Below are 26,730 nucleotides of genomic sequence, written 5' to 3'. Positions count from 1 at the left end.
GAAATTAAGGTTAGACTAATGGTTCACAACCTACCGCAAAAATATTGACACTTACCATTTTAAAATCAGGCTTGATCTAACTTACAAACATCGTTATACTAAAGAAAGTGTTGCATCGAGAATCCTTGTTCACGATGCCCGATCAACAGAAATTCATAACAATCCTCTTAAAGGCGACTCGCTTTTAGGAGGATTTGTTTTTTATTCTAAAGCAAAAAAGATGATAAATTATTCTTGATCGTCCACAATAAGGAAAACAGGATATTAAGAATAGGGAGGCGTAATTATGAAAAATGTAAAGAACATTATTATTGGTTTTGGTAAAGGTGGTAAGACTCTAGCTAAATTTTTAGCACAAAAAGGTGAAGAAGTTTTAGTTGTTGAGAAGTCAGATAAGATGTATGGTGGAACTTGTATTAATATTGCATGTTTGCCATCTAAGCGTTTAATTATCGAAGCTGGTAATGGCGTTGATTTTGTTGACGCGGTCAATGGCAAAAATGATATGACTTCAATGCTACGGAACAAGAATTATCATATGTTAGCAGATGAAGAGAATGTTACCGTACTTGACGGCACCACTAAGTTTATGAATAATCATGAAATTGCAGTAACCACGGTAAATGATCAAATCGAAGAATTTCATGGTGACAGAATTTTTATCAATACTGGTGCTTTGCCTGTTATGTTGCCAATTCCTGGTTTAATGGAAAGTAATGCTATTCTTGATTCGACTGCTGCAATGGATCAAACAAATTTACCTAAAAAACTAGTGATTATTGGTGCTGGTTACATTGGTCTAGAATTTGCATCGATGTTTGCAGAATATGGCTCAGAAGTAACTGTGCTTGATTTACATGATAACTTTTTACCACGTGAAGACGATGACATTGCGGTCGAGATAAAGCATGATCTTGAAAATAGTGGCGTGAAATTTGAGTTAGGCGTGAAGATCAGTAGAATAGATGACCATACTGTTTACTATGAAAAAGATGGCGTGACTACAACAACAGTTGCTGATAGAATTTTAGTAGCCACAGGAAGAAAACCAAATACTGAAGATCTTGGAATAGAAAATACTGATATTGAATTGACTGATCGTGGCACAATTATGGTTGATGATTATCTAAGAACTAACGTAGAAAATGTTTGGGCAATTGGTGATGTCAAAGGCGGTCCGCAATTTACCTATATTTCACTTGATGATTTCCGGATTATCAAGGATCAATTATATGGGGATGCTCAAAGAAGAGTCAGTGATCGAATCAATGTACCATACAGTGTATTCATTACGCCGACATTATCTCGCGTCGGCTTGAATGAAAAGGAAGCAAAATCCCAAAATATCAAATATGAATTAAAGAAACTGCCAGTAACTGCAATTCCTAAGGCTCAAGTATTGAAGGATCCACGCGGTTTATTTAAAGCATTAATTAATCCTGCAAACAACCAAATTCTTGGCGTCACTCTTTATGGTGCCGAATCCTATGAGCTAATTAATCAAATTAGTATGGCAATGAAAATGAAGATTCCAGCAAATATTTTGCGTGATCAAATCTATACTCACCCAACAATGAGCGAAAGTTTTAACGATTTATTCAAGTAGAAAAACACCTCGTGTCTACAGATAATGACATGAGGTGTTTTTATTATTTGTTACCGATTAATTTAAATTTTGACCATGGTTTAATAAAGTCGAGCAGGAATAATTCGTCTGATCTAATAGAACCGACTTTGTTCATCCTTGATTCCTTATGAGGTTCAAGGACAATTTGTAGTTCATTTTTGTAATGACCAAAGTTGTCGTTACCAATGATAATATCTCCGCGTTGGAATTCTACATTGTTGTCGTGTACTGGATTAGGAATATCTGCATAAGTTACACGGGGCATGGTTGAACGAATTACATCCTTAGTGATATCACCACGGCGGAAATGTTGAGGCGCTTCTACGATAGTTTTCTCAATCTTATTAACATCAGTAACGTAGTTTACGTGCAACATCAATTGATAGCGATTAACTTTAGATAAGGCTTTTAACTCGGCTTCACTGGCATAAGCATTACCGATGATTACATCATCAATCAACCCAGAAGCCCAGAGATGCATTGCTTGCACATCAATTGGTAAATTACGGTCTTGCTCAAGCGTTGGTAAACCATCTTCCACGTTCCAAGGTCCCATTTGACCTACTTGACTTGAGACAAAAGCGGCTGAATGAATGCCAAACTTTTTGAAGCGTTCAGAACAAGCGATAAAGAAGTCGTAAGGTAAGCCAGTACCGCGTTGAGGATAAAAATTGTGACAGCCATAAATAAACGGTGTATTAGCTTGGTAAGAAATAATATTGTTAAGATAGTCAACATTATTACTCATGTTGAGTTCAATGATTAGACCATATGGGTTGTAAGAAAGCATTGCTTCAATTGCACCATCAAATGTTGTGTCAAGACGGATGCCTGCTGCACCAATATCAGCAAAAAATTTCAGGTCATCATAGCTGACACCTAGTTGTTTGAAGATTGCAGGATTAACATCTAAAAAAGTTTGAAATCCCAATTTATTGCCATATTCAATGATTTTTTTATACTTAGCTTTGGTTTCTTCAGGGCTGCCTTGTACTTCAAGCATACTCATGAAGATACGAGAAAAGCCATATTTGTGAGCTAAGTCCAGATAGTGAGCGTTGCCTTCAAATTTGCTGTGGCCTGGATAAATTGACAGACCTAAAGATCTCATTGTCATAATAGTACCTCATTTTTGATAATTGTCTATACCAATTATATGATATTTTTTATTATAGGTCTAGTCCAAAGGGGACCGAGATAGTTTATATTTTGGTAGGGTGTCTCGCTACGTTTTTAATTAAACAGGTGTTATATTTAAAGTACAGGGTATGTGTTAAGAAGGAGAAATTAAGATGGATAATTTTGATCAAGAATCTGGTCAACAGCAATATGCTAATGATTCAGGATTAAATGTTTTTTTAAGCAAAATATATGGTTATATGGCCTTAGCGGTTTTTGTTTCAGCAATTAGTGCATATTTGACAATGACGGTTTTTGCGGGACCTATCTCTGCCTTTATTGCACAAAACCAATTGTTTACGGCGTTACCTTTGCTTTTATTGCAGGTGCATATAGTGGACAAAATATTGCTTCAGCATTTGTAGCTTCGGCAACCGTCTTTGTAACAATGGCGATTTTAGGAACAATTACCAAAAAAGATTTGAGTCGAATAGGGTCCTATGCTTCTGCTGCGTTAATTGGGTTGATTGTAGCCATGTTAGTTAATTTGTTTTTACATAATCCAATCATTGACTACGTTTTTTCGATTATTGCTGTGATTATATTTACTATTTTAACTGCGTGGGATGCACAAAGAATGAAAGATATTTATTTACAATATGGTGATGATCTTTCAACTAAAGGGCTTGCAGTTTTAGGTGCAAATGAAGATAAGTAATTGAAACTAGTTTCTAATAAACGTAGGAACACTTCATATATAAGCGTATACTATATAAATATAGTGACATATTAAGGGAGTGTTTTTATGAAAAGATGCAAGAATTGGGTTGTGACTATTGTTGCATTGCTGATGTTAGTTGGAGAAATCAGTATTCTGCCTGCAAATTTGCAGGGATCGACATCAGTTGTTAATGCAGCTATTCATCACAGAAGGAGAAAGCATCAATATCGTGATAAAACTAAGATTTATACCAGTAATTACAGAAGTTGGTAATAAACGATCAAAAATCTTTCACGTAATGCGCGGTCATAATTATCGAATGAATCGTGAAAATGCGGTTTTCTTCAAGAGTAAAGCAGCAGCACGTGCAGCAGGATATCGTGAATCAAAAAGATAAATTAAAAGACTTCTAAGAGTTCAAAGTTCCTAGAAGTCTTTTAATTTATAAAATTTATGGTAATAATCTATCTGTTTTTCATCACAGGTTGGTAAATTAAGTCGATTATTATGGCAGCAATAATCGCTACAATTACAGTAATTGCTAAGTTTTGAATGGAAATCTGGACCATTGCCCAACCACAAAGAGCTAAGATAAAGGTCAATAGAACATCTGCAATTTGAACACTACCAACCAACTTGGATGGGTAATCTTGCCAAAAGTACTTACGAGTTCTAGTAATCAAAACAATCAACATTGCGCTAAGAACTAGGTATACGTAAACCATAGTAGAAACAGCACCGTGACTCCAACCGTGTGTGTTTAAGAACCAAACAAACCCAATACCAATTAAAGTCCAACCAGCAGCTAGTGAAAAGGCGATCTTAGCAAGCTTAGCCATATTCCAGTTTTCTGGCTTATAAGTAATGTGAGTCCGGTCCGTCCCAATCATCATCGTAACCATATTGTTCATAATGGTATAGATAACCATTGCATTCAAGGCCATTGGGATGTAGTCAAAGAAAAGATAGCCAAAAGTTAACAGCATCGTTAATTCAGCAGTTCTAGCAAGCTTGGTTAGTGACCAAGTAGTCATTCTTTGGTATACACGATGTCCAGCGTCTAAAATTTTAACAATTGAGCCTAGACCATCGTCTAGTAATACCATTTTACCCGAACGCTTAGCTACGTCAGCAGCATTTGAAACCGCGATTCCTACTTCAGCTTGTTTTAATGCAGGTGCGTCGTTAACTCCGTCACCAGTCATCCCTACGATATAGCCTTTTTCTTGGAAAAGCTTTACCATCTTGAGTTTATCTTCTGGTAAAACATCAGCAATACCGGCCAAATCATTAATATCAGTATTTTCATTGAAATCGTGAATCGAAATTACTTCACCAGTTAAATCAACTTGTTCTGCCACTGCAGCAGCGGTCTTTTGATTGTCACCAGTTAACATAATTGGGCGAACGCCACGTTTCTTGAGTTCAGCCAAAGCTGCTTTAGAGTCTGTTCTAACTTTATCTTGTAAGATGAAGACACCAGCTAACTTATCGTCAATCAAGACTGCCACTGAGCGTCCTGCCTTGAAATTAATTCCAGAAATTTCTTCATCGGCATGTTTATCGATCAAGGATAATTGCTTAAATGAACCAAGCTTTACATTATGTCCAGCAACATCAGCCATAGAATAACCAGTGTCAGAAGTAAATGGAGTAAAGTTTTCAGCATTCATGACTGGAATGTTATTTTCTACTAAGTATTCATCGATTGCTGTATCGATAATACCAGCATTACGTTTATCAGTTGCGGCTCCAGCTAAAGCAAGCACGTCTTTATCAGGCAAGTCACTTAGATCAGTCCAAGCGGCCACGGCAGTTTTGTTTTCCGTAATTGTTCCAGTCTTATCGAGTAAAAGCAAGTTCAAGTTAGCTGCGTCCTGAATTCCAGTTAGGTCAGAAGTCAGGACCCCTTCTTTACTTAAGCGGGTTGCTTCAAATGAGTTGGATAAAGCAAAAGTTGATGGCATTGCTACAGGAATTGAAGCAATAAACATCATTGCCAGGAATGGCAACATATTAATAAAGGTATTGAAATTACCGCCTTTGAAGAAGGAGGCGATAATAATAACTAAGGTTAAAACACCATCTAGTAAGCAAAGGTAGTAGATAATCTTAGTCAAAAGTTGTTGTAAGTGACCAGGAGCAGCGGAATTGTTGATCAAATTAATCGTCTTACCGCTTCTAGAATCTTTACCTGTAGCAGTAACAACAGCTAGGCCATCACCTTCAACAACTGTAGTACCGGCAAAGGCGGTGTCATCAATTGCTTTCTTAACTGGTTTAGATTCACCTGTAATTGAGCTTTCATCACAAGCTAAGTTACCGTCAACAATTTTAACATCTGCTGCGAGTACGTCCCCGCGTTTAAGTGAGATTAAATCACCTTTAACTAGTTGTTTAGAATCAAGTTTGATCCACTTGCCATCGCGTTCAACTGATACAGTAGGAGTCAACTTGTGTGAAATATTATTTAAAACTCGTCTTGATTGCTTTTTCTTAGATGCACCGTTAAATGCAGCAAATAAAAGCATCAACAACACGAATAATGATTGGACCCATTTGCCCAAGATACATTCTAGAATTAAAGCAGCTTCTAGAATCCAAGCGGATAGGTTCCATAACTTAGACAAGAACTCTTTAAAGAAATTATATTCAGGCTCTGGTACTTCATTTAAGCCATCTTCTTTTAAGCGCTTGTCTGCTTCGGCTTGAGTTAAGCCGTGAAATTTATCAGACATTATTTTCCCTCCAAATCTACCTTAATAAGGTAGCACAGATATTGCTATGAATAAAATACTAAAATACAATATAAGATATTAAATATTTTAATATCACTATCAATTGAAATAAAAAAAGGATAAATAATATGAATCTAAAACAGTTACGTTATTTTCTAGTTGTAGCAGAAGAAAAGCAGATTACAGCAGCTGCTAAGCGCTTGTATATTGCACAGCCACCATTAAGCTATCAATTAAAACAATTAGAGAAAGAGTTGGGCGCGCAATTATTTAAAAGAACGGCACATGGTATTGAGTTAACTGATGTGGGACAAATTTTTCAAAGCTATGCCAATGAAATTATTTCTCTAGCTCAAAATGCTGAAAACCAAGTACATAAGACTATTTCCGGTGAATTGGGAACGATTGCAATTGGAATGGCATCTTCCTCAACGGGCTTGATACCAATGAATTCTTTTAATGAATTACGAAAATATTATCCGGAAATTTCTTTTGATATTTATGAAGATAATACTTATGGCATCCTGGATAAATTAGAAAAAAAGACAATCGATCTAGGCATTGTACGAACGCCTTACAACCAGACAGGTTTAAATACTAAGACTTTAACAACTGAAAAAATGATGGCTATTAGTGTAGACCCAGATTTTCAGCAAAAAAAAGAATTACGCATTAAAGATCTAGCAGATCAGCCATTGATTATTTATCGCCGCTTTGAGGATATTTTTAATCAAACTTTTGCACATCATGGGCTTAAGCCATTTTATGCGGTTAAGTGTGATGATTCACGGACAGCAATTACTTGGGCCAAGAGAAAAATGGGAGTAGCGCTAGTACCAGAATCAATTGCGACAACTTATGCCCAAGAAAATATGATCGCAATTAAACATGCTAATTGGATAACACATTTGCAGCTGGTTTGGCGTAAAGATCATCAAGTTACACCTTTAATGAAAAAAATCATTGCTGCAATATGATAATACTGTAACTTTTGCCTAATTGATCCATAATAAATGTAAACGGATACAATAATTAATAGAAGGCGGTTGAATGTCGAGTCCGATTCATGTTTATTCAGAAATTGGTAAGTTAAAAACGGTGATGTTACATCGACCGGGAAAAGAACTAGAAAATCTAGCCCCAGATATTTTGCATCGAATGTTAATTGACGATATTCCTTATCTGAAGATTGCCCAAGAAGAACATGATGCTTTTGCGCATGTATTGAGGCAGCAGGGGATCAAAGTATTATATCTTGAGGATTTATTAGCAGAATCTTTAACAGATGAGAAAGTTCGTCGGGCATTCTTAGATCAGTTACTGGATGAATCAAGTATTAAAAAACAGGATCCTTTGCATCAATTATTGCTGAACTATCTCCAAGAATTGCCAACTAAGGAAATGGTAAAAACGGTGATTGCTGGAATTAGAAAAAGTGCGATTCATAATTCTACCCCATCTTTAGCAGATTTGGCTGAGGACCCAGATTACCCTTTTTATCTTGATCCAATGCCAAATGTATATTTTACTCGAGATCAACAGGCTGCAATTGGTTCAGGGATGACCATTAACCGGATGACTTTCAGAGCTAGACGACGTGAATCATTATTTATGGAAACAATTTTGAAAAATCATCCTGATTTCAAGAACGCAACTATTCCAGTTTGGCGTGACCGTTATCATCATGGTCGCCTTGAGGGCGGGGATGAACTAGTTCTAAATAACCATGTGTTAGCTGTAGGTATTTCACAACGCACTTCTGCAACTGCAATTACTGACTTAGCTCATAATTTATTTGGTCATTCAAGTTATGATACGATTTTAGCGATTAAGATTCCGCACAATCATGCTATGATGCACCTTGATACAGTTTTTACAATGATTAATTATGATCAATTTACGGTTCATCCCTTTATTTTAGATAAAGCCGGCAAAATTGATATTTATGTTCTACAGCCCGATGATCACAACGGTGTAAAAATTACAGAAAAGAATGATTTGGTGCAGGTTTTGAAAGAAAACTTGCATTTAAGCGAATTGGATTTAATTCCAACTGGCGGTGGTGATCCAATTGCCGCACCACGTGAGCAATGGAATGACGGCTCAAATACCTTGGCAATTGCACCAGGTGAAGTCGTTACTTATGATCGTAATTATGTATTCAATGATTTGCTAAGAAAACATGGCATCATCGTTCATGAGATTCGGTCTAGTGAACTCTCACGTGGTCGTGGCGGTCCTAGATGTATGTCGTGTCCGTTGGTTCGTGAAGATTTATAAGAGGCAAAAAATGAAATATTTACAAAATGTTTTTCAAGGTAGAAGTTTTCTCGATTGTAAAGACTATACTCCAGCTGAAATTTCATATTTAATTGATTTTGCATTACATTTAAAAGAACTTAAAAAAGAGCATATCCCGCATGAATATCTGAAAGGTAAAAATATTGCACTACTTTTTGAAAAAGCCTCAACTAGAACGCAATCTGCTTTTGTAGTAGCTTGTAATGATTTAGGCGCTCATCCAGAATATCTAGGCGCAAGCGAGATCCACTTAGGTAAAAAAGAAAGCGTCAAGGATACGGCTAAAGTCCTAGGCTCAATGTATGATGGAATTGAATATCGCGGTTTTGCTCAAGAAGATGTAGAATAGCTGGCTAAATATTCTGGCGTTCCTGTTTGGAAATGGGTGATGGCCGCGATAATGTTGCCGACAGTCTTTTAGTTTGTGGCTCAATGTTAGGTGTTAATGTACATATTGTTACACCCAAGCCTTTGTTTACACATCCTGATGTACAAAAAATTGCTCAAAATTTTGCCCAAGATTCAGGTTCAAAAAATTTGATCACAGATGATATTGCTTAGGGCGTTAAATGACTGGTACACCAGATGACCAATTGATCTTTATGCATTGTTTGCCAGCTTTTTATGATCGAACAACTCAGGTGGGAGAAGAAATCTATGAAAAATATGGCTTAAATGAGATGGAAGTAACTGATGAGGTCTTTAATTCAAAGTATGCTTGGCAATTTACAGAAGCTGAAAATCGATTGCATTCAATTAAAGCAGTGATGGCGGCTACTTTAGGAAATTTATTTATTCCGATTGCCTGTGGCGGTGGTGGCATCCCTGTTATTGTGAAAGATGGGCATCTCAGAGGTGTTGCCGGCGTAATTGATAAAGATTTTTCCGCTGCTAAAATGGCAGAAGATATCAACGCTGATGAATTAGTAATTCTAACAACGGTGGATCATGCATTTTTGAATTATGGCAAAGAAAATCAACAAGCAATTGGTAAAATAAGAGTTGAACAGCTCAAACAATACCTAGCAGAAGGTTATTTCGCAGCTGGGAGTATGAAGCCTAAGATAGAAGCTGCAATTGAATTTGTAGAAAAAACAGGTAATTTAGCAATTATCACCTCTTTGAGCAATGCCAACAAACTAGCAGACGGAGTCGGCACAATCGTTTATAATTAACTGGGTGATAAAAATGAATATTTTTAATGAAGGAAAAAAGCAGGATATTGCCCAAGTTTTAGCAGCTAAAGATAGGCGAGTAGCTGTACAACATAAGATTTTTAATAAGTATCCTAATCAAACTCTAGTCGACATTAAGATGAATATCCCAGGACCAATCAAGAATAATCGCTATTTAACTAAAATGTTTATGTTTGGTATCAATGAGCTGGAAAATGCTTGGACTAACCTAGGTTATCATTTTAAATTGGTGACACAGCTTAATGATGATAGTGGCTGTGAAAACTTCTATGTATTATCTTTGTCAATTGAAAAAGTAAAGCGCTCAACAATTGATTTTGAAGATCAGACATCATTGGGACGTCTCTTTGATGCAGACGTGTTGGTAAAAAATAAACAAGCTGCAATTTCACGCAGAGATTTGGGCAGGCAGCCACGTAAGTGCTTTTTATGTGATTGCCCTGCTAAAGAATGTGCTCGCAGCCGGAGACATTCAGTGGAACAGATGCAGGCATTTATCTCTCAGCTTTATCAAGAATACGTTGCGTAAAATAAACCGGGATTTTATGATTCCGGTTTATTTTTATGAAAAATCTAGTTAAAAATTAAAAAAATGAACTAAAATAGTAATGAATAAATTTATAGATGTACGTATAGGAATAAGCATGAAATTAAAGAAAAATAAGAATAATTTAAAGCAAATTACGGCATTAATTCAATATGCATTTTTGAAAAATAATGATTTGACTAAAGATGAAAATTTTATGAGTCGTTATGATCATAGTACAGGTTATGGCTATTTTGATAAGGAAAAATTAGCTAGCTATATTATGGTTAATCGATTTAAAAGTGATGTTTTTGGGCATCATTTACCGATGGCTGGAATAGGTTATGTAGCTTCATATCCTGAGTATCGTGGCCAAGGTCATATTTCCCAATTAATGAAAGAAATTTTGCATGACTTACATAGGCAAGATATTCCGTTTGCTAACCTGGCACCATTTTCGGAGAGCTTTTATCGCCAGTACGGGTTTAGCAATAGTATTTATCAAAAAGAATATCGCTTTGATGGAAGCGCATTGTGTAGTTTTAAATTACCACGTTCTGGTCATATAGTGCGTGGCAAGTGGGACAATTTAGCTGTTCAAAATGGTGTGATTCAACTTTATGAACGTCAACTGCATACTGATGATGAACGTAACACGGTTATACGTGAGGCATGGTGGTGGAATAGACTTGATTCTTATTATCATCACCGCAATGTAGCCGTTTATTTTGACGCGGATGAGCGGCCAATTAGTTACTTGATTTATCGCATTAGAGACAATACTTTTTTAGCTGATGAAATGTACGCAATTACGCCGCAGGGATTACTGAGTATGTTTGGTTTTATGGGTTCGCACGCGGGCAGTGTTAAGCAATTTAAAATGAGCGTACCAGAGAAATCGTTACGAGCTGAACTTTTTCCTGAACAAAACGAACTCCAAGTTGATTTGCGTCCTTATATGATGAGTCGAATTATTGATTTTGAAAAAGTTTTGGCTTGTATGCGGCCAATGCAAGAAGGTGATTTTAATCTGGAAGTCAATAGCGATGAACAGTGTCCTTGGAATATTGGAGTTTGGCAATTAAGTAATCATGGACGTAAGGTAGCGGTAGAACGTAAGGAAGATGCATTGGTTGATTTTTCGGGATCAATTACCGCGTGGACCCAGGTGCTATTAGGTAGACTAACCATGAATGCTGCTGTTAAACTAGGATTAATTACAGATTACCGCATCAAAAAATTAGATTTCGTTAAAGGCGATGTATCATTTTATGATTATTTTTAGTTGTGAGGTTAAAAAATGAGTAAAGAAAAGAAACTCAATTTAATAAAATTATTTGGCATTGTAGTTAGTGGTTTGAATTTGATCTTTTTTGCCTTGATGGCACTTAATAAGCATGAAGATACTAAGGATAAAAGAAGAGTAGCAGAAGAAGGACACGCACCGCTGGATGAAAAATAAAATGACGGAATTAAAGATTGCATATTTTGACCAATTAGGTCGTAAGGAATTAGATCAGGCAGTGCAGCATTTTGTGTTAAAACATCCTAATGTAGATGTAAAACTACTTGCGACTAGTCATGATGGTGCTTTTGCAAAACTGAATGAAGATGAAGCAGACATAGCAATCAATGATTTGCGTGACGAGAATCTTAACTTTGATGAAACAGAATTGACTCAAGCTGGTGTAATGGCAATTTTGCCCAAGGGAATGTATCCTAATGGCATTCAAATGATTGAAAAAGACGAGCTCAATGATATGACTTGTTTTATTGTGGCTAAACCTGAAGAAGAGGTTAGTGAGCTACATTTATTTAAAGATTTGTATCAAATTGGCAGTCAATTCATCGCTTCTAACTCGGTTGAAGAAGCAGCACTGTTGGTCGCCTCTGGGTCTGGCTATTTTATTTTAAGTGAGAATACGGCTAGGTTAATTAATACTGCAGATTTGCAGCCACTTTTCTTGCTTGATCATGGTCAGTTAATAAAGCAAAAGATAATGGCTTTTTATAAGTCAAATTCAGCGTTAAGTAGTGAGTTTATAACGCTATTGCAGCAAGAATATTAATCTGTAAAGTTAAAAATATCTTGTCTAAGTACTATAAGATACTGTAAAATATATTATGAAAGCGGATTCATATATTTTATATTCTGGAGATGATTTTTATGCTAAAAAGAACTTTGTTATCTTTAACATCAATGGTACTTGTTTTAGGATTAACTGGTTTGGCTAGTCAAGTTGAGACTGTTGATGCTTCAACTTATGGTAATGGTGTACAGGTTACTATTCCAAAAAAGATGCAGGGTACTTGGTACTCTTATGATCGTAATGCACATAATGGCACAAAGATCACCTTTACTGAACATACTGTTAATGGCAAACCAATATTTACCCAGGAGGCTTCGACAATTAGTGATTACTTCAATGGTAGAATTGCTAACCAGAAGAACTTTGATAAGGTAACGCAAAACTGGATGTCTGGTAAAACTACCAAAATGAAGAATGATACATTCTATGAGATTGATCCGTGGATTACTTTTGAAAATTGGAGTCTTTATCGAGTGGTACCACAAACCATTAATGGTAAAAAGCATAACGTGCTGGTTTATTCTAGTAGATATGATGGTGGTAACTACTTCAGAAGCAAGAAATTAGCTAAAAAAATGAAGGACTACAAGTTTAAGAAAGTTAATTACACGTTATAGTTTTGTGACATCCCTTAACTAAGGGATGTTTTTTACTAATAGACGCGGTAAAATTTAGTATAATAGTGACAAAATTAATTCTTGGAGGAGAAGTTATGAAATTAAAACAAACACCAATTTTGCGTTTATATAAACTAGAAACTAATAAAGAGGATCATGCAAAGTTCGTTAAGGCAGGGCAACATAATATGCTTACTTCTCAAGAAAACGAACCAGGCACATTGTTTATGCAGACAAGTCATGACGAAGAAACTACTAATTTTGTAGTAGAATGCTATCAAGACGAAGCAAGTTATGATACTCATGCTAATTCAAAGCAATTTAAGGATTTTACTGACGTTGCTAAAGATATTTTAACTAGTCGAGTAAAGGTAGAATTGTTTCCGGAATTTATTTCTACAAAGGCAGAAAAACTAGCAGTTACCGGATCAAATGATTATGTTATTTATCTGACTGAAATTGGTGTTTCTTTAGGTAAGGGCGATGAGTTTGCTCATGCTGTAATGAAAGAAATGAAAACGGCAGTCGAAGAAGAAAAAGATATTTTGGCAATGATTGCAGGAACTGTTGCCGATCAACCAAATGAATGGTTAGCTATTGAAGTTTATCGTAATAATGAAGCTTACAAGCAGCACTTGGAAACTAAGAACTTCAAAGAGTATTTGAAAAATACAAAATATTGTGTTGAAAGTAAGAGTTTACGTAAGTTGCAACCAGATGTAATTGTTGACCAAGGTGCAATTTTCTACCAACCATAAAGAATAAGACGAAAAGAAGACCAGGCTATGTGGAGTACATAACCTGGTCTTTCTAGTTAGAGGGGAAAAAGATTTATTAACATATATTATTCTGGTTTTTAGTGGCGATGTTTTACCTTTGCTACTGCTGGTTTATTAATTAATACTGAGCTGATGGCCATTAAACCAAGCGTTAAAAATGATCCACCAATTAAGAGTAGTTTAATCAAGGTTCTCATTCCTTTCATCTTAATTGATCTTATAATAGCGAAATAATATTAAGAATTTATATGTAAAACCTAATGGATTAGTTAAGAAAATAAAACTAGAAAAAAGGCTGGTTAGCACGTAAAATAGAAATAGAGTCAAAGTCTAGTGCAACTGCGCATAAAATAAAGCAGTATCGATGGGATGTTGCTTGTTTTGGTTAAAAAATAGAGAATATGCTTGTAGCCCTTTTCGTAAATAGCGTTAATGTTGTAAAATGGAAAGTGCATTAAGTTTATTAATGAGAAAATTGATGTATTATTGCAAAAAAGGCCGTAATGGCCCTTTTTGTTGTGAAAAAACTAAAAGAATATAGGATTGGAAATGCCAGGAATAGTAGAGCAAACATTATTAGAACAACAAAATATTGATTTAAATGAAATGGTAACAATGAATCAAATGATTGATCAATTGTTGCCTAATGCAAGTAAAGAATTACAACAAAAACTAAAGATTAAAATTTATAACTTTGTGCGTACACGTAAACAACCAAGTATTACTGTGCGAAGAAGAAAATATTTTAAGCCGGCTGTTGCTAAATTAATTATTGGTAATGTACAAGATTACGCAGATGCAATTGAACGTCGTGCTAAGGAAGCCCCAGCTAAAGAGGATGCTACTGATAAGAAGCCAGCTTCTAAATCTAAGCGGGTTAGGACAATTACTAAGCGTAAGATTTTAGCTAAAGTTATAAAGAATGATAAGATTGATAAATCTATTCAAAAGAAATTAGAAGATAAGATTGCTTCAATTGTGAAGACCAACTTTATTAAGCCAGTTAACAAGCGGGGAAGTTTTTCGGTTGAAGATGGTGAAAAAGTTATAGCTGAACTTAGTCCTTTTTATCAAAATATCAAGATTGATCAAAAGTATCGCAAGAATGCTGAAAAAGCGGCTGAAAATAAGGAAACAGAAACTAAAGAAAAGCCTGAGCAACATTCTAAGGATCAGAATGAAAGTCGTGAAGGTCAATCTAAGGACTTTGAGCGTAAGAATAATCAGAAGAATAGCAATAATCGAAATAATAATCAAACGCAAAATCAACGTAAGCGACAAAATAAGCATCCTTTTGAGATCAGAAGAGAAAATAATAACCGCTCACGTAATAATCAGTCTAACCGCCGCTATAATAATCGAAATAATTATGAATTTGATGAAGCTAGCGGTTTGCGTGAACGCTACAATACAGTAATCAGAAATTACAATCAACTGGAGCAAAGATATAATGCTTTGCAAGATAAATATAATCAGGCTTTAGATGATAAAGCTAGATTGATCGAAGAAATGGGTAAGAAGAACGAAGACTTACGTCGTGTATTGATCGACGTTTTGCGAAAAATATAGTTTTTGGTAAAGAAAGAGACTAGTAGTCAATTTGAATTGATTACTAGTCTTATTTTATGTTTATGAAATATGATTTAGCTTAAAAATTAAAAAAATATGTGTAAAAAATTATTTTTGTGTGGTAATATTAAAGGACGATAAATATTTTTATTAATGATTAATGGAGGAGAAGTATGAGTTTAAAAGAGCTATTTAAAAGCAATGTGTTTCGAGCCTGCATTATTATCTTATTGTATGTTTTATACGCATTATTTGGGAGTTTTAGTGAATATTTATTTAAATATGCTCTGAATTCAATTACTGCTGGTAATTTTAATACATATGTTTATTGGCAAATAATGCAGTTTGTTTTAGCATTATTCACTTCGTTGCTTTTACCAATTACTACCGTTGTTTTCACTAGGCAGACGCAAAACTATCTGCATAAAATTCGGCAAGAAATCATGCATCATTACTATGATGAAAAAAGTGATGAAAAAGTCTCTAGTATGCAGAACCGATTAACAGCCAATTTAAAAATCTTATCAGATGATTATGCTACACCTTGGATTACTATTTTAAGTGGGATTTTAGAGATTGTGATTGCTATTGTTTTACTAGCAAGCATGAACTGGATTCTAATTTTGGTTACTGCCATTTTAGCTGTGATTACACTTTTTGCTCCTAAAATTATGGAGAAGAAAACATCAGCTGCCACAGATAAAGTAAATAAAAAGAATGAAAAGCTGTTAAATACAATTGCTCATTGGCTTGGTGGATTGCAGGAACTACGTCGTTATAGTGCATACAGTCGTTTGGTTAAGCAAATTCATCGATCAAGTAGTGATTATGTGGACGCAAGTAAGGGTAGTGCAAAATTAAGAAGTGTAAGTTATTTGATTAATGCTTTTAGCACTTCAATTGCACAAATTGGTATGAGCTTTATTGCTGGAATCATGTTTTTGCTTAATATGATTTCATTCGGTGATTTTGCAGTTGCTAGTGGTTTTGCATTTACGATTTTTTCAGCAATTTGGAATATTACTCAGTCGTTAACGCAAGTTAAGTCAACTAAGGCTTTACGCGAACAGATTACCGATTTAAGAAAGCAAGTTCCTGATGAAAATAAAGATAAAGTATCAGCCTACGGTCTTAAAGTTTCAGGATTGTCTGTAAAATACGATCAGGGGGAAACAATTTTTTATCCTGATTTTACAATAAAAAAAGGGCAGAAAGTTTTGCTTACTGGCGATTCAGGAACAGGAAAATCAACCTTGTTTAATGTTTTGTTAGGTAAGCTAAAACCTGAATCTGGTACGGTGACCTATCTAGATGAAAATGAAACTATCATTCCTGAAGGAAAAGCTAGAATTGGCAATATGCCGCAAAATCCAGTAGTTTTTCCCGCAACGATCAAAGAGAACATTACAATGTTTAACGAAAATTTGCAGGATAAGCTTCAAGATGTTGTTCAAGCAGTTCAACTCCAATCCGACTTAGCCAAAATGCCAGATGGTGTTAATACAACAATTGATCTAAAAAGTGAAAATTTGTCTGGTGGACAACGGCAAAAAGTTGTTTTAGCGCGAACGGAAATACACGAGCAATCGTTTGTTTTAATGGATGAAGTAACTAGTGCGATCGATCAAAAAGCTACCGAAAAAATCATTGATGAATTGCTCAAAACAGATCAAACTATTTTGATGATTGCTCACAACTTTACGCCAGAATTAAAAGCAAAATTTGATCAAGAAATTAAATTAAAAAGTAAGAAAGGGGATAAAGTAAGATGAATTTAAAAGCTTTTATTAAAACCAATCCAATTCGTTTCTGGTTAACTGCAATTGGTTGGATTATTATTCCTGCTTTATCAATTACCAATACTTACGTTGTACAAGAAGAGACGAATATCCTTTTAAGTCGTAATTGGACTAAGTTTATTTTAATCGATGTTCTTGCTTTTCTGATTATGTTAGTTGACTATGGTGTGAGTGCTTTAGTTGATTATCAGCAGCAGGCTCAGGTACAAGACTTAAATGATCAAGTTAGAGATAAAATTGTTAAGCGATATTATTATGACGGGAAAAAGCATACTGTTGCACAGATGCAAAATCGTTTGACTAATGATTTACAAATGCTTAACAATAACTACTTTATTAATGTCTTCTTATTGATTTATGGTGTGTCAACGATCGTTTTTGTTTTAATTTATCTTATTTTATTGAGTTGGCAATTATTGCTGGCTATTTGTTTGATGGTAGCTATTTCTCTTTTGCTGCCAAAGTTAACAGAAAAGCCGTTACAAAAAGCAACAGAATTAATTTCTGACAGCAATCAAAAATATTTAGATACATTAAATGATTGGTTATCTGGTCTGGATCAACTTCAACAATTTTTAGCTGGAGCTAAACTATTTTCCGTAATAGAAAAAACATCAAAAAAATTAGAAGATGCTAATGTTAAGCAAACGGCTTATATTAAACTGCTTAATGCTGTAAATGGAATTGTTTCCGCGGCTTTTGGTTTAGCATTGTTTGTGCTTGCTGGTTGGTTGGTTAAAAATCATCAAATTCCAATTGGTGCCTTATTGGTAGTCGGTAATTTTCGGTATTACTTAAATGGAGGAATTGATACACTTACTAACGGGTTAGGAGCAATGAAAGGTAGTAAAAAATTACTTGCCGAAGTTGATAAATCTGCTAGTGATATTCCGATGCAAGCTGAAAAAGATGTAGTTATGCCTAATGTAATTAAAACAAAAGATCTAGTTTTAAAGTTCCCTAATGGAGAAAAATTGACTTATCCTGATCTGGAGATTAAGCAAGGCGAAAAGATTTTATTAACTGGCGATTCTGGTACAGGTAAGTCTACTTTGTTTAAACTAATTTTAGGTGAACTTAAGCCTAGTGCAGGTAAAGTTGTTTATGAGGATAAGGCTGGTAAGAAAATTAATCCTGATTTGAGTAAGATAGGTTATTTACCGCAAGATCCAGTAGTTTTTCCAGCATCGATTGAAGAAAATATTACGATGTTTAATGAAAAACTGAATGGAAAAGTTAAACAAGTAATAAATGAAGTGAACTTTACTGATGATATCGCTAAGTTTACTGAAGGACTAGATGAAAAGATTAATCTTGATAAGCTGAATATTTCCGGAGGTCAAAGACAAAAAATTGTATTGGCTAGAGCAAAAGTTCACAATAGTGATATTATCTTGATTGATGAGGGAACTAGTGCAATTGATCAGAAAGCTACAATGTCGATTTTGAAGAATTTATTGAAAAGCAAAACGACGATTGTTTTTATTGCCCATAACTTTAATGAAGGAATGCATCAGTTGTTTGATCGAGAGATTCATTTGGTAAAAGAATAGTTGAAGAAAGACACCGCATTTTTAGGGATGCAGTGTCTTTACTTTAGTTTGGAAAGATGGCTTTAAACCTTTTATAGTTATTTCTAGGTAACTTCAAGGCACTTGAAAACGCTTTATAATATTATGTAGAAAGACAATAAGAAGGTGAGCACAATGAAAGACAGAATTATTGGTGGAACTCCTATTAAATTAAGTCACGTCTTAATTGGCATGATTGTAGTGATTTTTCTTTCACTGTTTTTAGCAGAATTTGGTTATCAACCTTGGTGGCTATTTCTTATTGTACTAATTTTAGGCGTATTTTTAACTTTACCTACCTGTTTTAGTTCATATTGGCAAATTGATAGTAAGAATATCACATCTATCACTTATGATAGCAACGATGCACTAAAATTGCTCCAGTTACTTGGTTTGCGTAAAAAAGATAAGCAAATCATTAATTTGTCAGAGATAAAGAATGCTTCTGTTGTTTATCTTAAAAATTTGCGTCTCAGTCCTATTGATTTTGATCTCGATTATCTAGATTTAATCTTAGATCTAAATAAAGGAACGAAGGTTACCTTATCACTTGGAAGTATTGAATATCACAAACTAGATTCTATTCTAACTTTGACGAAATAATTTCAGTAAAAGAATATCAATCTAAATCTCAACATTATTATCCATATAGCAAATAAGACTTCAAGTCATGATAGGTTAGAAGCCTTATTTTGAATGATACAATCTAATTTCTATGGAAGAGATTACCAAACCAACTATGGTTCTTTTTAGCCTCTTCTTTTCGTCGTTGTTCACGATCTTCTAACATTGCCTTAGCCAGCATATCAACTGTTTGAGTTAATTGTGCTTGATTGTCTCGTTGTTGCTTATCTCTAAATGAACTACTATTTTGATACTTATTCATTAACGTATCATCATCAAGCCATTTATCAAAGTTTTCCACGTCAAGGATAAAGCCAGTACTAGTTTGTTGTGATGCAATGTGATATTTTCTAGGCAAATATTTAAAGTAGCGATCAAGCATAGTAGAGCCACTGTTTTTCGCCGTTTGATCGGAGATTTTATTGAAAAGCTCTTTATTGATTTGAGCTTTTAGCCGGTCATCTTGTTTAATAAATAAGATATCGCTACCAATTTTTGCTTGATTGATTAACATTCCCCAGTCATTTCGACCAACGAATAGGGAATAATCGTAATTTTCTTCAAAATACTTGCTGACTTGGTTATACATATCAAATTTATCAAGTGCAGTTTTTAAAACATGCTTGATTGGATATAAGAAGTCTCTTTCAATCTTCTGCGCGTCTTCAACACTAACGTTAGTAAAGAATTTTGCTAATTCAACTTGACAATATTTAAAAAGATCATCATTTGCACGACTAAATAAGCTAGTTAATGCTGCATTACGTTGATCACTTTCACCTGAAAAAGTAGATTCAAAGCTTAAGTACCATAAACGACGCATAATTTCAGGCTTTAGAGAAAATTGTGATTTAATAGAGCTTTCTTGTCTATTCATCGTGAAAATGAATGCTGGTGAGGGATGAGTTAAATTACGATTGTTAGTAACTTCCTTGATGAATCTTTCAAAGTAAGTACGGGTTGTAAGCTCGGGACTGACATCATCAATCATTAATGGACTTACAGGACCATTTGTATATACATAGTCACTTAGCGTGTTGGTAATTGTCATATTGATATTACTCTTGCCAAAGGCATAATTCTTTGGATCCATCATTCCACTATCTAAGAAATTATGAGCACCAATTAATTTAGCGGCTAGTCTTTTCCCTAGGGTGGACTTACCAGTTCGACCTTGTCCGATTAGTGCTGTAGCAATAGGCACGTCCTCTCTAGATACGTTGCTTCCAGATAATTCATATAAATTGCGGATTTTCCAAAGCCATGGTGATTCATACAGAAACAACATAAAGTCACAAGCTTGCCAGCCTTCACCAACTTCTTTGTAAGTATTATATTCATGAGTGATATCACAGAAAAGCTGAAGTGCATTTTTTAATTGCTCTTCAGTTAAATCAGAAGTAATAACTTCAGAAGGGATGTTATCACCAATTTTAGAGGCTTGGAATAATTGACCATTATTGTAAAACTGAACAGGAACAGGGAAAAGATCTTCTTCTTTTTCAATTTGTGTTGTATCTGCTTTTGCCTTTTTGTCTTGACGAATAATGTGCTGAGTTAAGCTATATAAATCTTGCCCGATTGTATCTAGCTTACGTCTTTTATTGCCACCTTCACCAAATAAAGTAACTGTTTGTGAAGCAACAAGCTTTTCATTTTCAGATAATTTCTTTAATTCATCATCTTTGCTGTAATGGTCACGATACTTTTTGATCTCTTCAGCTGGAAGAATGATGATGTCTTTACCAGTTGAATTAGGACTATTTTTAATTTCTAGAGAAGAATCCTGCATCACATGAATGCGTAGCTCTTCTTTATCTTTGTCTTTTAAATAACCAGATAATTTTTTAGCATCAATGTATGTTGCAGCTTGATCAAGGTTATCCTGAAACATTTGTTGGTAGCAATTGAACAATGGATCAGAAGTATTGCCGTAGTCCCAAACTAATTGCTCCATATTTTTATTAACAGCCGCATCGGTAAGATTCATTGAACCCGAAAAGACGGAGTACTTGCTTTGATTTCTCATTAAATAAAGCTTAGTGTGAATCAAATTCTGTTTGGTGAAGAAAAGTTGTAAACTACCATCTAAAATGCGTTTAGTGAAGGTACTATCTTGGTGCTCGTAACTATATTCAATCAAATCACGACGCTTATTTAAAATTTGGTCAATTCTTTTGCCAATTGAATTTGATCCATTATCAGTTAGTCCAAGAATTAGTGTGATCTGGTCAAAACGTGGTAGAAGATTTTTCTCAATAAATTTAATGTTGGAAACAAAGGAAATACCTTTAAACTCAGAGAATTTATTTGATTCTCTTTGAAAATCAACTAATTGCCAAAAATCGGCATTGGAAATTAATTTTTGATCAGTATGATTGAGTATTTCTAATCCCATATGAAATCCTTTCGTGAGTATACAAATATTTGCTTTTAGTGTATCGTGAAAAATTGAATTAGAGCAAGGAAAAATTAATTTATCATTGAATTTATAAATTGGATTAAGTAAAATTTGATTCAAATAACGGTAGTAAAAAAATATATAATATGTTATTGCTTGGGAGACAATTATGACAACAGTATATTTTGTAAGACATGCTCAACCTGATTTATCAGTTCATGATGATTTAACACGTCCTTTGACAGAAAAGGGGTTGCAAGATAGAAAAAAAGTAACTGATTACTTTAGAGATAAACACATCGACCAAGCTTTTTCTAGTCCATTCAAGCGTGCAATTGATACAATTCAACCAGTTATAGACGAGAAGAAACTAACATTATCATCTATTTCTGACTTTAGAGAAAGAAAAATTGGTGATGAGTGGATTTCTAATTTTCATGAATATTGTGAAAGACAATGGGAAGATTTTGATTATAAGCTAAGAAATGGCGAATCTTTAAAAGAGACGCAGGAGAGAAATGTTGCAGCTTTGAAGCTAGTTTTGTCCAAATATCAAGATCAAACTATGATTATTGGTGGACATGGTACAGCAATTGGATCAGTAATTAATTACTATGATCCAAACTTTAAATATCAAGCCTTTGCTATGATCCAGCCAAAGAATCCATTTATTGTGAAAATGAGCTTTGATGGAGAAAAATATTTGGAGTATAAAGTAGTTACTTTTTAGTAAAAAGATAATCTCATAAAGTAAAAATGGTAAATCAAGGTACTAATAACCAGATTTACCATTTTTTTATTTGTTATATTATAGCTTATGTTAAATTTTATCCTGAGCAATGAAATTATCATAAATGGTTTTGATAACTACTTCTTCATCTTGCCGTCTGGTACCAATCATAATTGAGATTTGGGATGCACCCTGGTTAATCATTTGAATGGAGATGTTCTTTTTACCAAGAGGGTAAAGCAGGCTAGCACATAAAGTCAGCTTGTCCTTCATCCCTTCACCTACCACCATTGTGATCGCATAATCATCAATCCACTGCATTTGATCAGGATTTAGACTAGTTTGAATTTCATTACAGATAACATCAATTAACTGATCAGTTAGGACATCTTTTTTGAAAATAATGGTAATATCATCAATTCCTGATGGCATATGTTCATATGAAACGTGATGTTTTTGCAAAATTTCCATTAACTTCAAGGTGAAACCAGCACCTTTATTTAACATATATTTTCTTAAATAAAGGGCCGCGAAGTTTTTGCCTCCGGCAATACCTGTGATTGTGTGTTTAGGTATAAAGCCGTCCTCTGGTACGATCATTGTCCCAGGTTTTTCTGGAGCATTAGTATTTTTAACATTGACAGGAATTTCGCCTTGAATAGCAGGAATTAAGGCTTCATCATGAAAGACGGAAAATCCCGCATAAGATAGTTCCCGCATTTCTTGATAAGTCATTCTTTTAATTGGCTTGGGCTGATCAACGATATGGGGATTGGCTGAAAAAATAGCATCGACATCGGTGAAGTTTTCATAAAGATCAGCGTTTAACCCCCTAGCTAGAATAGCACCGGTAATGTCAGAACCACCGCGAGAGAAAGTAGCAATATGTCCTGATGGTGTAATGCCATAGAAGCCAGGAAAAATGATCTTTTCATCTTTTGCAGCCTTAATTCTTTTTAAGTTCACATAAGTTTCAGGATTGACTTCAGCATTATTAGAAGTGCCAGTGACAATTAAACCTACATCTTTTGGCTCTAAAAATCGTGCTTTAATTCCTTGATGATTTAAAATTTTAGCAATCAAAATTGCATTAAGACGTTCTCCGTGTGCTTTAAAGGTTGCCATGCGGTAGTCATTATTAGGGTAACTTAGCTTCGGCAATGTAAGTAGAAGCTGCTTAATATCCTCTAATTCTGCTTCAGGCAGCTCAAAATATTGGGCAATTAATTCATAACGCTTAAAAATACGGGTAGCGATGTCTTGATAATTATTACTCCTCAAGCTCATATATGCGTAAGTGATCATTAGATCGGTTACTTTAATATCATCCTCAGTTCTTTTGCCCGGTGCTGAGACTACAACGACTTGTCTTTCGGGATCGGCATTAATAATACTTAGGGCCTTATCTACGCTATTACCTGAGGCTAGGGAAGAACCTCCAAATTTAACAACTTTCATATCTATTTTTCCTTAACTATTATTTCAAATCTAAAATTGAACTGATTTCTTTTTCCATATCATTTGGTTCAATAATTTTTTCGGTCTTGGGTTCACGATCAAAAAGGGCACGCACACCGATTGATAATTGACCGCCTAATTCATCATGCAATTCTTTAATTGCACCGACGCCAGTTTGCATACTAGGACCACCAGTGATGGCTTCATACACCGTTTCTGGGAACTTATATGGACTGGCTGTTGAAACAATGACCATTGGGGTTTGATCGCCGGTCTTCTTTTGATATTGATTTGCTACAAAAGAGCCAACAGCAGTATGTGGATCAATTACATAGCGGTCATAATTGTAGACCCGTTTGATTTCTGATTTAACCTCTTCTTCTGTTGCAAAACCAGCTGCAAAATTTTTTTGTAATTTAGTGAAAACTTCACCGCTAACTTGATAATGACCGCGTTGAGTCAATTGATTCATTAAACTAGCGACTTCATAGTTATTTTCGTCATAAAGGTCAAATAAAAGTCGTTCCAAATTGCTGGAAACTAGGATATCCATTGCTGGTGCATTGGTTAAATGGAACTTACGTCGCTTATCGTAGACACCATTATTAAAGAAATCAGTCAATACATTGTTTTCATTAGATGCACAAATCAACTCTTTAATAGGCAAACCTAATTTCTTAGCATAATATCCAGCTAGGATGTCACCAAAGTTACCTGTTGGCACAGCAAAGTTAACTTCGTCTCCTAGTTTAATTTCTTGTCTGCGTACTAATTGTCCATAGGTGTAGAGGTAGTAAGAAATTTGCGGAACCAGACGACCAATATTCATCGAATTAGCTGAAGAAAATTGATAGCCATTAGCATTAAGTCGGTTTTTGAAAGAATCATCGTTGAAGATTTTTTTAACTTCAGTTTGAGCATCGTCAAAGTTACCTTTGATTGCAATTGCACGCAAATTGTTGCCGCGTTGGCTGAGCATTTGCTTAAGTTGAACAGGACTAACGCCACCTTCAGGATAAAAGACTATGACATCGGTACCCTTTTGATTAGCAAAGCCACGCATTGATGCCGTACCAGTATCGCCAGAAGTAGCGGTTAAAATAATAATATCTTTAGCAATCTTTTCAATTTGAACAGCTCTGGTCATTAATTGTGGCAACATTTGCAAAGCTATATCTTTGAAGGCAAGGGTAGGACCGTGAAAAAGCTCCATGTAAAAACGGTTATCGTGCTTTTCGATTGGAACAATGCTGCGATCATCCCATTGTTCACTATAAGCGCTTTGAACTGCAGTGGTGATTTGCTCCTTAGTAAAGTCATCAAAGAATAAGCTAATAACCATGGCAGCGATTTGCTTGTAGGAAAGTTTGGATAAATCTTCTAACTTAAAATTAGCTTGAGGAAAGGCAACAGGCACGTAAAGCCCACCGTCTTGAGCTAAGCCTTGAATAATTGCTTGAGGTGCAGTTAAAGTGTTTTCTTTTGAACCTCTAGTACTACGATATTGCATAAACAATCTTCCTATCTTGTGAAATATTAATATTATAACTATTGTACCTTGATTAGCACCTATGATACAATCGTAAAAATAAGAAAATCATTAAAAAGAGGATAAGATCAAATGGCCATCAAAATTGCATTGCTTGGATTAGGAACAGTTGGTTCAGGTGTTTTAAAAATAATTAAAAATAATAAAAAGAAGATTAGACAAACAAGTGGTGAAGAAATCATCATTGAAAAAGCTCTAGTACGTAATCCAGAAAAACATCGTAATTTAGCTAACGAAGTGATGCTAACTACAAATTTCGATTCGATTTTGCAAGATCCCGAAATTAAAATTGTAGTTGAATTAATAGGTGGGCTTCATCCTGCTAAGGAATATATTACTGCAGCAATCAATGCTGGAAAAAATGTAGTTACGGCCAATAAAGACTTAATGGCAACTTTTGGTTCAGAATTGATTAATTTAGCTGCAAGTAAAAAGTGTGATTTAATGTATGATGCTAGCGTTGCAGGCGGGATCCCTATTTTGCGGACCTTGGCTACCTCTTATTCCAGTGACATTATTTCCGAAATTCAAGGAATTATTAATGGTACGACGAATTATATTTTGTCACAAATGGGGGAAAAGGGACTAAGCTATGAGGAAGCGCTGAAAAATGCTCAAGAGCTGGGCTTTGCGGAGGCTGATCCCACTAACGATGTTACAGGTAAGGATGCAGCATACAAGATTGTAATATTAAGCAAGTTTGCTTTTGGTACTAAGATTAGTATTGATGATTTTACTATTCAAGGGATTAATAATCTAAAGGATTTTGACATTAAACAGGCTCAGAAGTTAGGCTATGTCATTAAGCTGATTGGGATTGCCAAAAATATTAATGGTAAATTATTTGTAGAAGTTGCTCCATGTTTGTTGCCAGAAAATGCGATTATGGCGCATATTAAAAATGAACTAAATGCTTTACAAATTAAGAGCCAAAGCCTAGGAACAGCAGTATTCACAGGCCCTGGTGCGGGTAGCTCTGCAACGGCTAATTCAGTCATGAGTGATGTGATTACTGAAATAAAAAACGTAGTGAAAAAGACCACCGGTCAGCCATTTAGTAATTTCTCCCATGTTATGCAATTAACAAGTTCGGAGGATGTGAAGTATTCCTATTATTTATCTTTCGAAGCAGAAGAGACCTTGTTTGATTTGAGTAAATTACTCTCTGATTTGGAAATTCCGGTTCGTGAGATTAAACAAGTACAATCAAGAATTGTAGTTGTAACCGAAAATATTAGTCGACAACAGCTCCAAGATTTAGCAATTCAAGATCAATATTTAAAAGCTAGCTATAAGATTTTACAGTAAAGGAAGG

General features: G+C 34.9%; 23 protein-coding genes and 2 pseudogenes. 19 read left to right on the top strand and 6 right to left on the bottom strand.

Translation table 11 applies throughout. The features are described 5' to 3' along the window. Nucleotides 1–286: 286 nt before the first annotated feature. Nucleotides 287–1,606 carry an FAD-dependent oxidoreductase gene (locus tag CP352_RS07395; protein WP_089143264.1) on the top strand — a complete coding sequence of 440 codons (1,320 nt, stop codon included), beginning with the start codon at nt 287–289 and terminating at the stop codon, nt 1,604–1,606. 43 nt (nt 1,607–1,649) lie between these two features. Here CP352_RS07395 and CP352_RS07390 read toward each other — a convergent pair whose 3' ends face one another. Continuing rightward, entirely contained in the window at nt 1,650–2,744 is a 1,095-nt protein-coding gene (locus CP352_RS07390) for a DUF871 domain-containing protein (RefSeq protein ID WP_005719249.1), read from the bottom strand. A 175-nt stretch (nt 2,745–2,919) separates the two neighbouring features. Between CP352_RS07390 and CP352_RS07385 the strand changes: the two are divergent. From CP352_RS07385 to CP352_RS11345, 3 genes and pseudogenes are all read left to right on the top strand, one after another. After that, nucleotides 2,920–3,449: pseudogene (locus tag CP352_RS07385) on the top strand (Bax inhibitor-1 family protein); the annotation flags it as partial. 102 nt (nt 3,450–3,551) lie between these two features. Further along, nucleotides 3,552–3,740 (top strand): hypothetical protein, encoded by a 189-nt coding sequence (locus CP352_RS11350; protein WP_233186924.1) that lies wholly within the window; start codon nt 3,552–3,554, stop codon nt 3,738–3,740. Further along, entirely contained in the window at nt 3,697–3,864 is a 168-nt protein-coding gene (locus CP352_RS11345; RefSeq protein ID WP_223845425.1) for an Ada metal-binding domain-containing protein, read from the top strand. The genes CP352_RS11350 and CP352_RS11345 overlap by 44 nt, the downstream gene beginning before the upstream one ends. 67 nt (nt 3,865–3,931) lie before the next feature. Here the strand turns inward: CP352_RS11345 and CP352_RS07375 are convergent, their stop codons facing one another. Continuing rightward, nucleotides 3,932–6,205: an HAD-IC family P-type ATPase gene (locus tag CP352_RS07375; RefSeq protein ID WP_013086476.1), complete on the bottom strand. Its 2,274-nt coding sequence runs from the start codon at nt 6,203–6,205 to the stop codon at nt 3,932–3,934. Between the two features lie 128 nt (nt 6,206–6,333). Between CP352_RS07375 and CP352_RS07370 the strand changes: the two genes are divergently transcribed. The 9 genes and pseudogenes from CP352_RS07370 to CP352_RS07325 all read left to right on the top strand — a co-directional run bounded on the left by CP352_RS07370 (nt 6,334) and on the right by CP352_RS07325 (nt 13,693). Then, nucleotides 6,334–7,182, top strand: coding sequence for a LysR family transcriptional regulator (locus CP352_RS07370; protein ID WP_005723104.1), 849 nt, complete (start codon nt 6,334–6,336; stop codon nt 7,180–7,182). 73 nt (nt 7,183–7,255) lie between these two features. Further along, nucleotides 7,256–8,485 carry an arginine deiminase gene (arcA, locus tag CP352_RS07365; RefSeq protein ID WP_089143265.1) on the top strand — a complete coding sequence of 410 codons (1,230 nt, stop codon included), beginning with the start codon at nt 7,256–7,258 and terminating at the stop codon, nt 8,483–8,485. A gap of 10 nt (nt 8,486–8,495) precedes the next feature. Further along, nucleotides 8,496–9,681: pseudogene (locus CP352_RS07355) on the top strand (hypothetical protein). 13 nt (nt 9,682–9,694) lie between these two features. Beyond that, nucleotides 9,695–10,231: a citrate lyase holo-[acyl-carrier protein] synthase gene (citX, locus tag CP352_RS07350; protein ID WP_089143266.1), complete on the top strand. Its 537-nt coding sequence runs from the start codon at nt 9,695–9,697 to the stop codon at nt 10,229–10,231. Nucleotides 10,232–10,346: 115 nt separating this feature from the next. After that, a complete protein-coding gene (gene eis, locus CP352_RS07345; RefSeq protein ID WP_089143267.1) occupies nt 10,347–11,513 on the top strand; it encodes an enhanced intracellular survival protein Eis in 1,167 nt (388 codons plus the stop codon). A gap of 15 nt (nt 11,514–11,528) precedes the next feature. Beyond that, a complete protein-coding gene (locus tag CP352_RS11185) occupies nt 11,529–11,690 on the top strand; it encodes a hypothetical protein (protein WP_005719234.1) in 162 nt (53 codons plus the stop codon). Further along, nucleotides 11,680–12,297, top strand: a complete 618-nt coding sequence (locus tag CP352_RS07335; RefSeq protein WP_089143268.1) for a LysR family transcriptional regulator substrate-binding protein — start codon at nt 11,680–11,682, stop codon at nt 12,295–12,297. The genes CP352_RS11185 and CP352_RS07335 overlap by 11 nt, the downstream gene beginning before the upstream one ends. 89 nt (nt 12,298–12,386) lie before the next feature. Further along, entirely contained in the window at nt 12,387–12,935 is a 549-nt protein-coding gene (locus tag CP352_RS07330) for a hypothetical protein (protein ID WP_089143269.1), read from the top strand. A gap of 95 nt (nt 12,936–13,030) precedes the next feature. Further along, the gene (locus CP352_RS07325; RefSeq protein ID WP_054832952.1) at nt 13,031–13,693 is read left to right on the top strand and encodes a putative quinol monooxygenase; all 663 of its coding nucleotides are present in this window, start codon (nt 13,031–13,033) and stop codon (nt 13,691–13,693) included. Between the two features lie 98 nt (nt 13,694–13,791). Here CP352_RS07325 and CP352_RS11480 read toward each other — a convergent pair whose 3' ends face one another. Then, the gene (locus tag CP352_RS11480) at nt 13,792–13,920 is read right to left on the bottom strand and encodes a hypothetical protein (protein ID WP_005719230.1); all 129 of its coding nucleotides are present in this window, start codon (nt 13,918–13,920) and stop codon (nt 13,792–13,794) included. Between the two features lie 343 nt (nt 13,921–14,263). Between CP352_RS11480 and CP352_RS07320 the strand changes: the two genes are divergently transcribed. From CP352_RS07320 to CP352_RS07305, 4 genes are all read left to right on the top strand, one after another. Beyond that, nucleotides 14,264–15,283 (top strand): hypothetical protein, encoded by a 1,020-nt coding sequence (locus CP352_RS07320; protein ID WP_089143304.1) that lies wholly within the window; start codon nt 14,264–14,266, stop codon nt 15,281–15,283. Between the two features lie 173 nt (nt 15,284–15,456). Further along, nucleotides 15,457–17,055, top strand: a complete 1,599-nt coding sequence (locus CP352_RS07315) for an ABC transporter ATP-binding protein (RefSeq protein ID WP_065991051.1) — start codon at nt 15,457–15,459, stop codon at nt 17,053–17,055. Further along, the gene (locus CP352_RS07310; RefSeq protein WP_089143270.1) at nt 17,052–18,635 is read left to right on the top strand and encodes an ABC transporter ATP-binding protein; all 1,584 of its coding nucleotides are present in this window, start codon (nt 17,052–17,054) and stop codon (nt 18,633–18,635) included. The genes CP352_RS07315 and CP352_RS07310 overlap by 4 nt, the downstream gene beginning before the upstream one ends. Nucleotides 18,636–18,788: 153 nt before the next feature. Continuing rightward, nucleotides 18,789–19,256, top strand: a complete 468-nt coding sequence (locus CP352_RS07305) for a hypothetical protein (RefSeq protein ID WP_013086461.1) — start codon at nt 18,789–18,791, stop codon at nt 19,254–19,256. Between the two features lie 103 nt (nt 19,257–19,359). Here the strand turns inward: CP352_RS07305 and CP352_RS07300 are convergent, their stop codons facing one another. Beyond that, on the bottom strand, nt 19,360–21,675 hold the full coding sequence (locus CP352_RS07300) for a phospholipase D family protein (protein WP_065990553.1): 2,316 nt from the start codon (nt 21,673–21,675) through the stop codon (nt 19,360–19,362). 172 nt (nt 21,676–21,847) lie between these two features. On the opposite strand from CP352_RS07300, the gene CP352_RS07295 reads away from it, so the two are divergent. Continuing rightward, nucleotides 21,848–22,408, top strand: coding sequence for a histidine phosphatase family protein (locus CP352_RS07295; RefSeq protein WP_089143271.1), 561 nt, complete (start codon nt 21,848–21,850; stop codon nt 22,406–22,408). 90 nt (nt 22,409–22,498) lie between these two features. Here CP352_RS07295 and CP352_RS07290 read toward each other — a convergent pair whose 3' ends face one another. Beyond that, nucleotides 22,499–23,866 (bottom strand): aspartate kinase, encoded by a 1,368-nt coding sequence (locus CP352_RS07290; protein ID WP_054833014.1) that lies wholly within the window; start codon nt 23,864–23,866, stop codon nt 22,499–22,501. Nucleotides 23,867–23,885: 19 nt separating this feature from the next. After that, entirely contained in the window at nt 23,886–25,376 is a 1,491-nt protein-coding gene (gene thrC / locus CP352_RS07285; protein ID WP_098034900.1) for a threonine synthase, read from the bottom strand. A 111-nt stretch (nt 25,377–25,487) separates the two neighbouring features. Between thrC and CP352_RS07280 the strand changes: the two genes are divergently transcribed. Continuing rightward, nucleotides 25,488–26,723: a homoserine dehydrogenase gene (locus CP352_RS07280; protein ID WP_089143273.1), complete on the top strand. Its 1,236-nt coding sequence runs from the start codon at nt 25,488–25,490 to the stop codon at nt 26,721–26,723. Nucleotides 26,724–26,730: the final 7 nt, after the last annotated feature.

Origin of the sequence: Lactobacillus sp. UMNPBX1, from assembly GCF_002554085.1 — a bacterium.
GTDB lineage: Bacteria > Bacillota > Bacilli > Lactobacillales > Lactobacillaceae > Lactobacillus > Lactobacillus crispatus.
Note: the sequence above shows the minus strand (reverse complement) of the source record. Positions and strands in the feature narration are given on the sequence as shown.

Excerpts from the sequence above, each read along its gene's own strand:
- CP352_RS07335 (WP_089143268.1), top strand. The coding sequence starts at position 11,680 with ATGAAAAATAAAATGACGGAATTAAAGATTGCATATTTTGACCAATTA.
- CP352_RS07315 (WP_065991051.1), top strand. The coding sequence starts at position 15,457 with ATGAGTTTAAAAGAGCTATTTAAAAGCAATGTGTTTCGAGCCTGCATT.
- CP352_RS07310 (WP_089143270.1), top strand. The coding sequence starts at position 17,052 with ATGAATTTAAAAGCTTTTATTAAAACCAATCCAATTCGTTTCTGGTTA.
- citX (WP_089143266.1), top strand. The coding sequence starts at position 9,695 with ATGAATATTTTTAATGAAGGAAAAAAGCAGGATATTGCCCAAGTTTTA.
- eis (WP_089143267.1), top strand. The coding sequence starts at position 10,347 with ATGAAATTAAAGAAAAATAAGAATAATTTAAAGCAAATTACGGCATTA.
- CP352_RS07305 (WP_013086461.1), top strand. The coding sequence starts at position 18,789 with ATGAAAGACAGAATTATTGGTGGAACTCCTATTAAATTAAGTCACGTC.
- arcA (WP_089143265.1), top strand. The coding sequence starts at position 7,256 with ATGTCGAGTCCGATTCATGTTTATTCAGAAATTGGTAAGTTAAAAACG.
- CP352_RS07390 (WP_005719249.1), bottom strand. The coding sequence starts at position 2,744 with ATGACAATGAGATCTTTAGGTCTGTCAATTTATCCAGGCCACAGCAAA.
- CP352_RS11350 (WP_233186924.1), top strand. The coding sequence starts at position 3,552 with ATGAAAAGATGCAAGAATTGGGTTGTGACTATTGTTGCATTGCTGATG.
- CP352_RS07375 (WP_013086476.1), bottom strand. The coding sequence starts at position 6,205 with ATGTCTGATAAATTTCACGGCTTAACTCAAGCCGAAGCAGACAAGCGC.
- CP352_RS07290 (WP_054833014.1), bottom strand. The coding sequence starts at position 23,866 with ATGAAAGTTGTTAAATTTGGAGGTTCTTCCCTAGCCTCAGGTAATAGC.
- CP352_RS07300 (WP_065990553.1), bottom strand. The coding sequence starts at position 21,675 with ATGGGATTAGAAATACTCAATCATACTGATCAAAAATTAATTTCCAAT.
- CP352_RS07330 (WP_089143269.1), top strand. The coding sequence starts at position 12,387 with ATGATTTTTATGCTAAAAAGAACTTTGTTATCTTTAACATCAATGGTA.
- CP352_RS07295 (WP_089143271.1), top strand. The coding sequence starts at position 21,848 with ATGACAACAGTATATTTTGTAAGACATGCTCAACCTGATTTATCAGTT.
- thrC (WP_098034900.1), bottom strand. The coding sequence starts at position 25,376 with ATGCAATATCGTAGTACTAGAGGTTCAAAAGAAAACACTTTAACTGCA.
- CP352_RS07320 (WP_089143304.1), top strand. The coding sequence starts at position 14,264 with ATGCCAGGAATAGTAGAGCAAACATTATTAGAACAACAAAATATTGAT.
- CP352_RS07370 (WP_005723104.1), top strand. The coding sequence starts at position 6,334 with ATGAATCTAAAACAGTTACGTTATTTTCTAGTTGTAGCAGAAGAAAAG.
- CP352_RS11480 (WP_005719230.1), bottom strand. The coding sequence starts at position 13,920 with ATGAAAGGAATGAGAACCTTGATTAAACTACTCTTAATTGGTGGATCA.
- CP352_RS07280 (WP_089143273.1), top strand. The coding sequence starts at position 25,488 with ATGGCCATCAAAATTGCATTGCTTGGATTAGGAACAGTTGGTTCAGGT.
- CP352_RS11185 (WP_005719234.1), top strand. The coding sequence starts at position 11,529 with ATGAGTAAAGAAAAGAAACTCAATTTAATAAAATTATTTGGCATTGTA.
- CP352_RS07395 (WP_089143264.1), top strand. The coding sequence starts at position 287 with ATGAAAAATGTAAAGAACATTATTATTGGTTTTGGTAAAGGTGGTAAG.
- CP352_RS07325 (WP_054832952.1), top strand. The coding sequence starts at position 13,031 with ATGAAATTAAAACAAACACCAATTTTGCGTTTATATAAACTAGAAACT.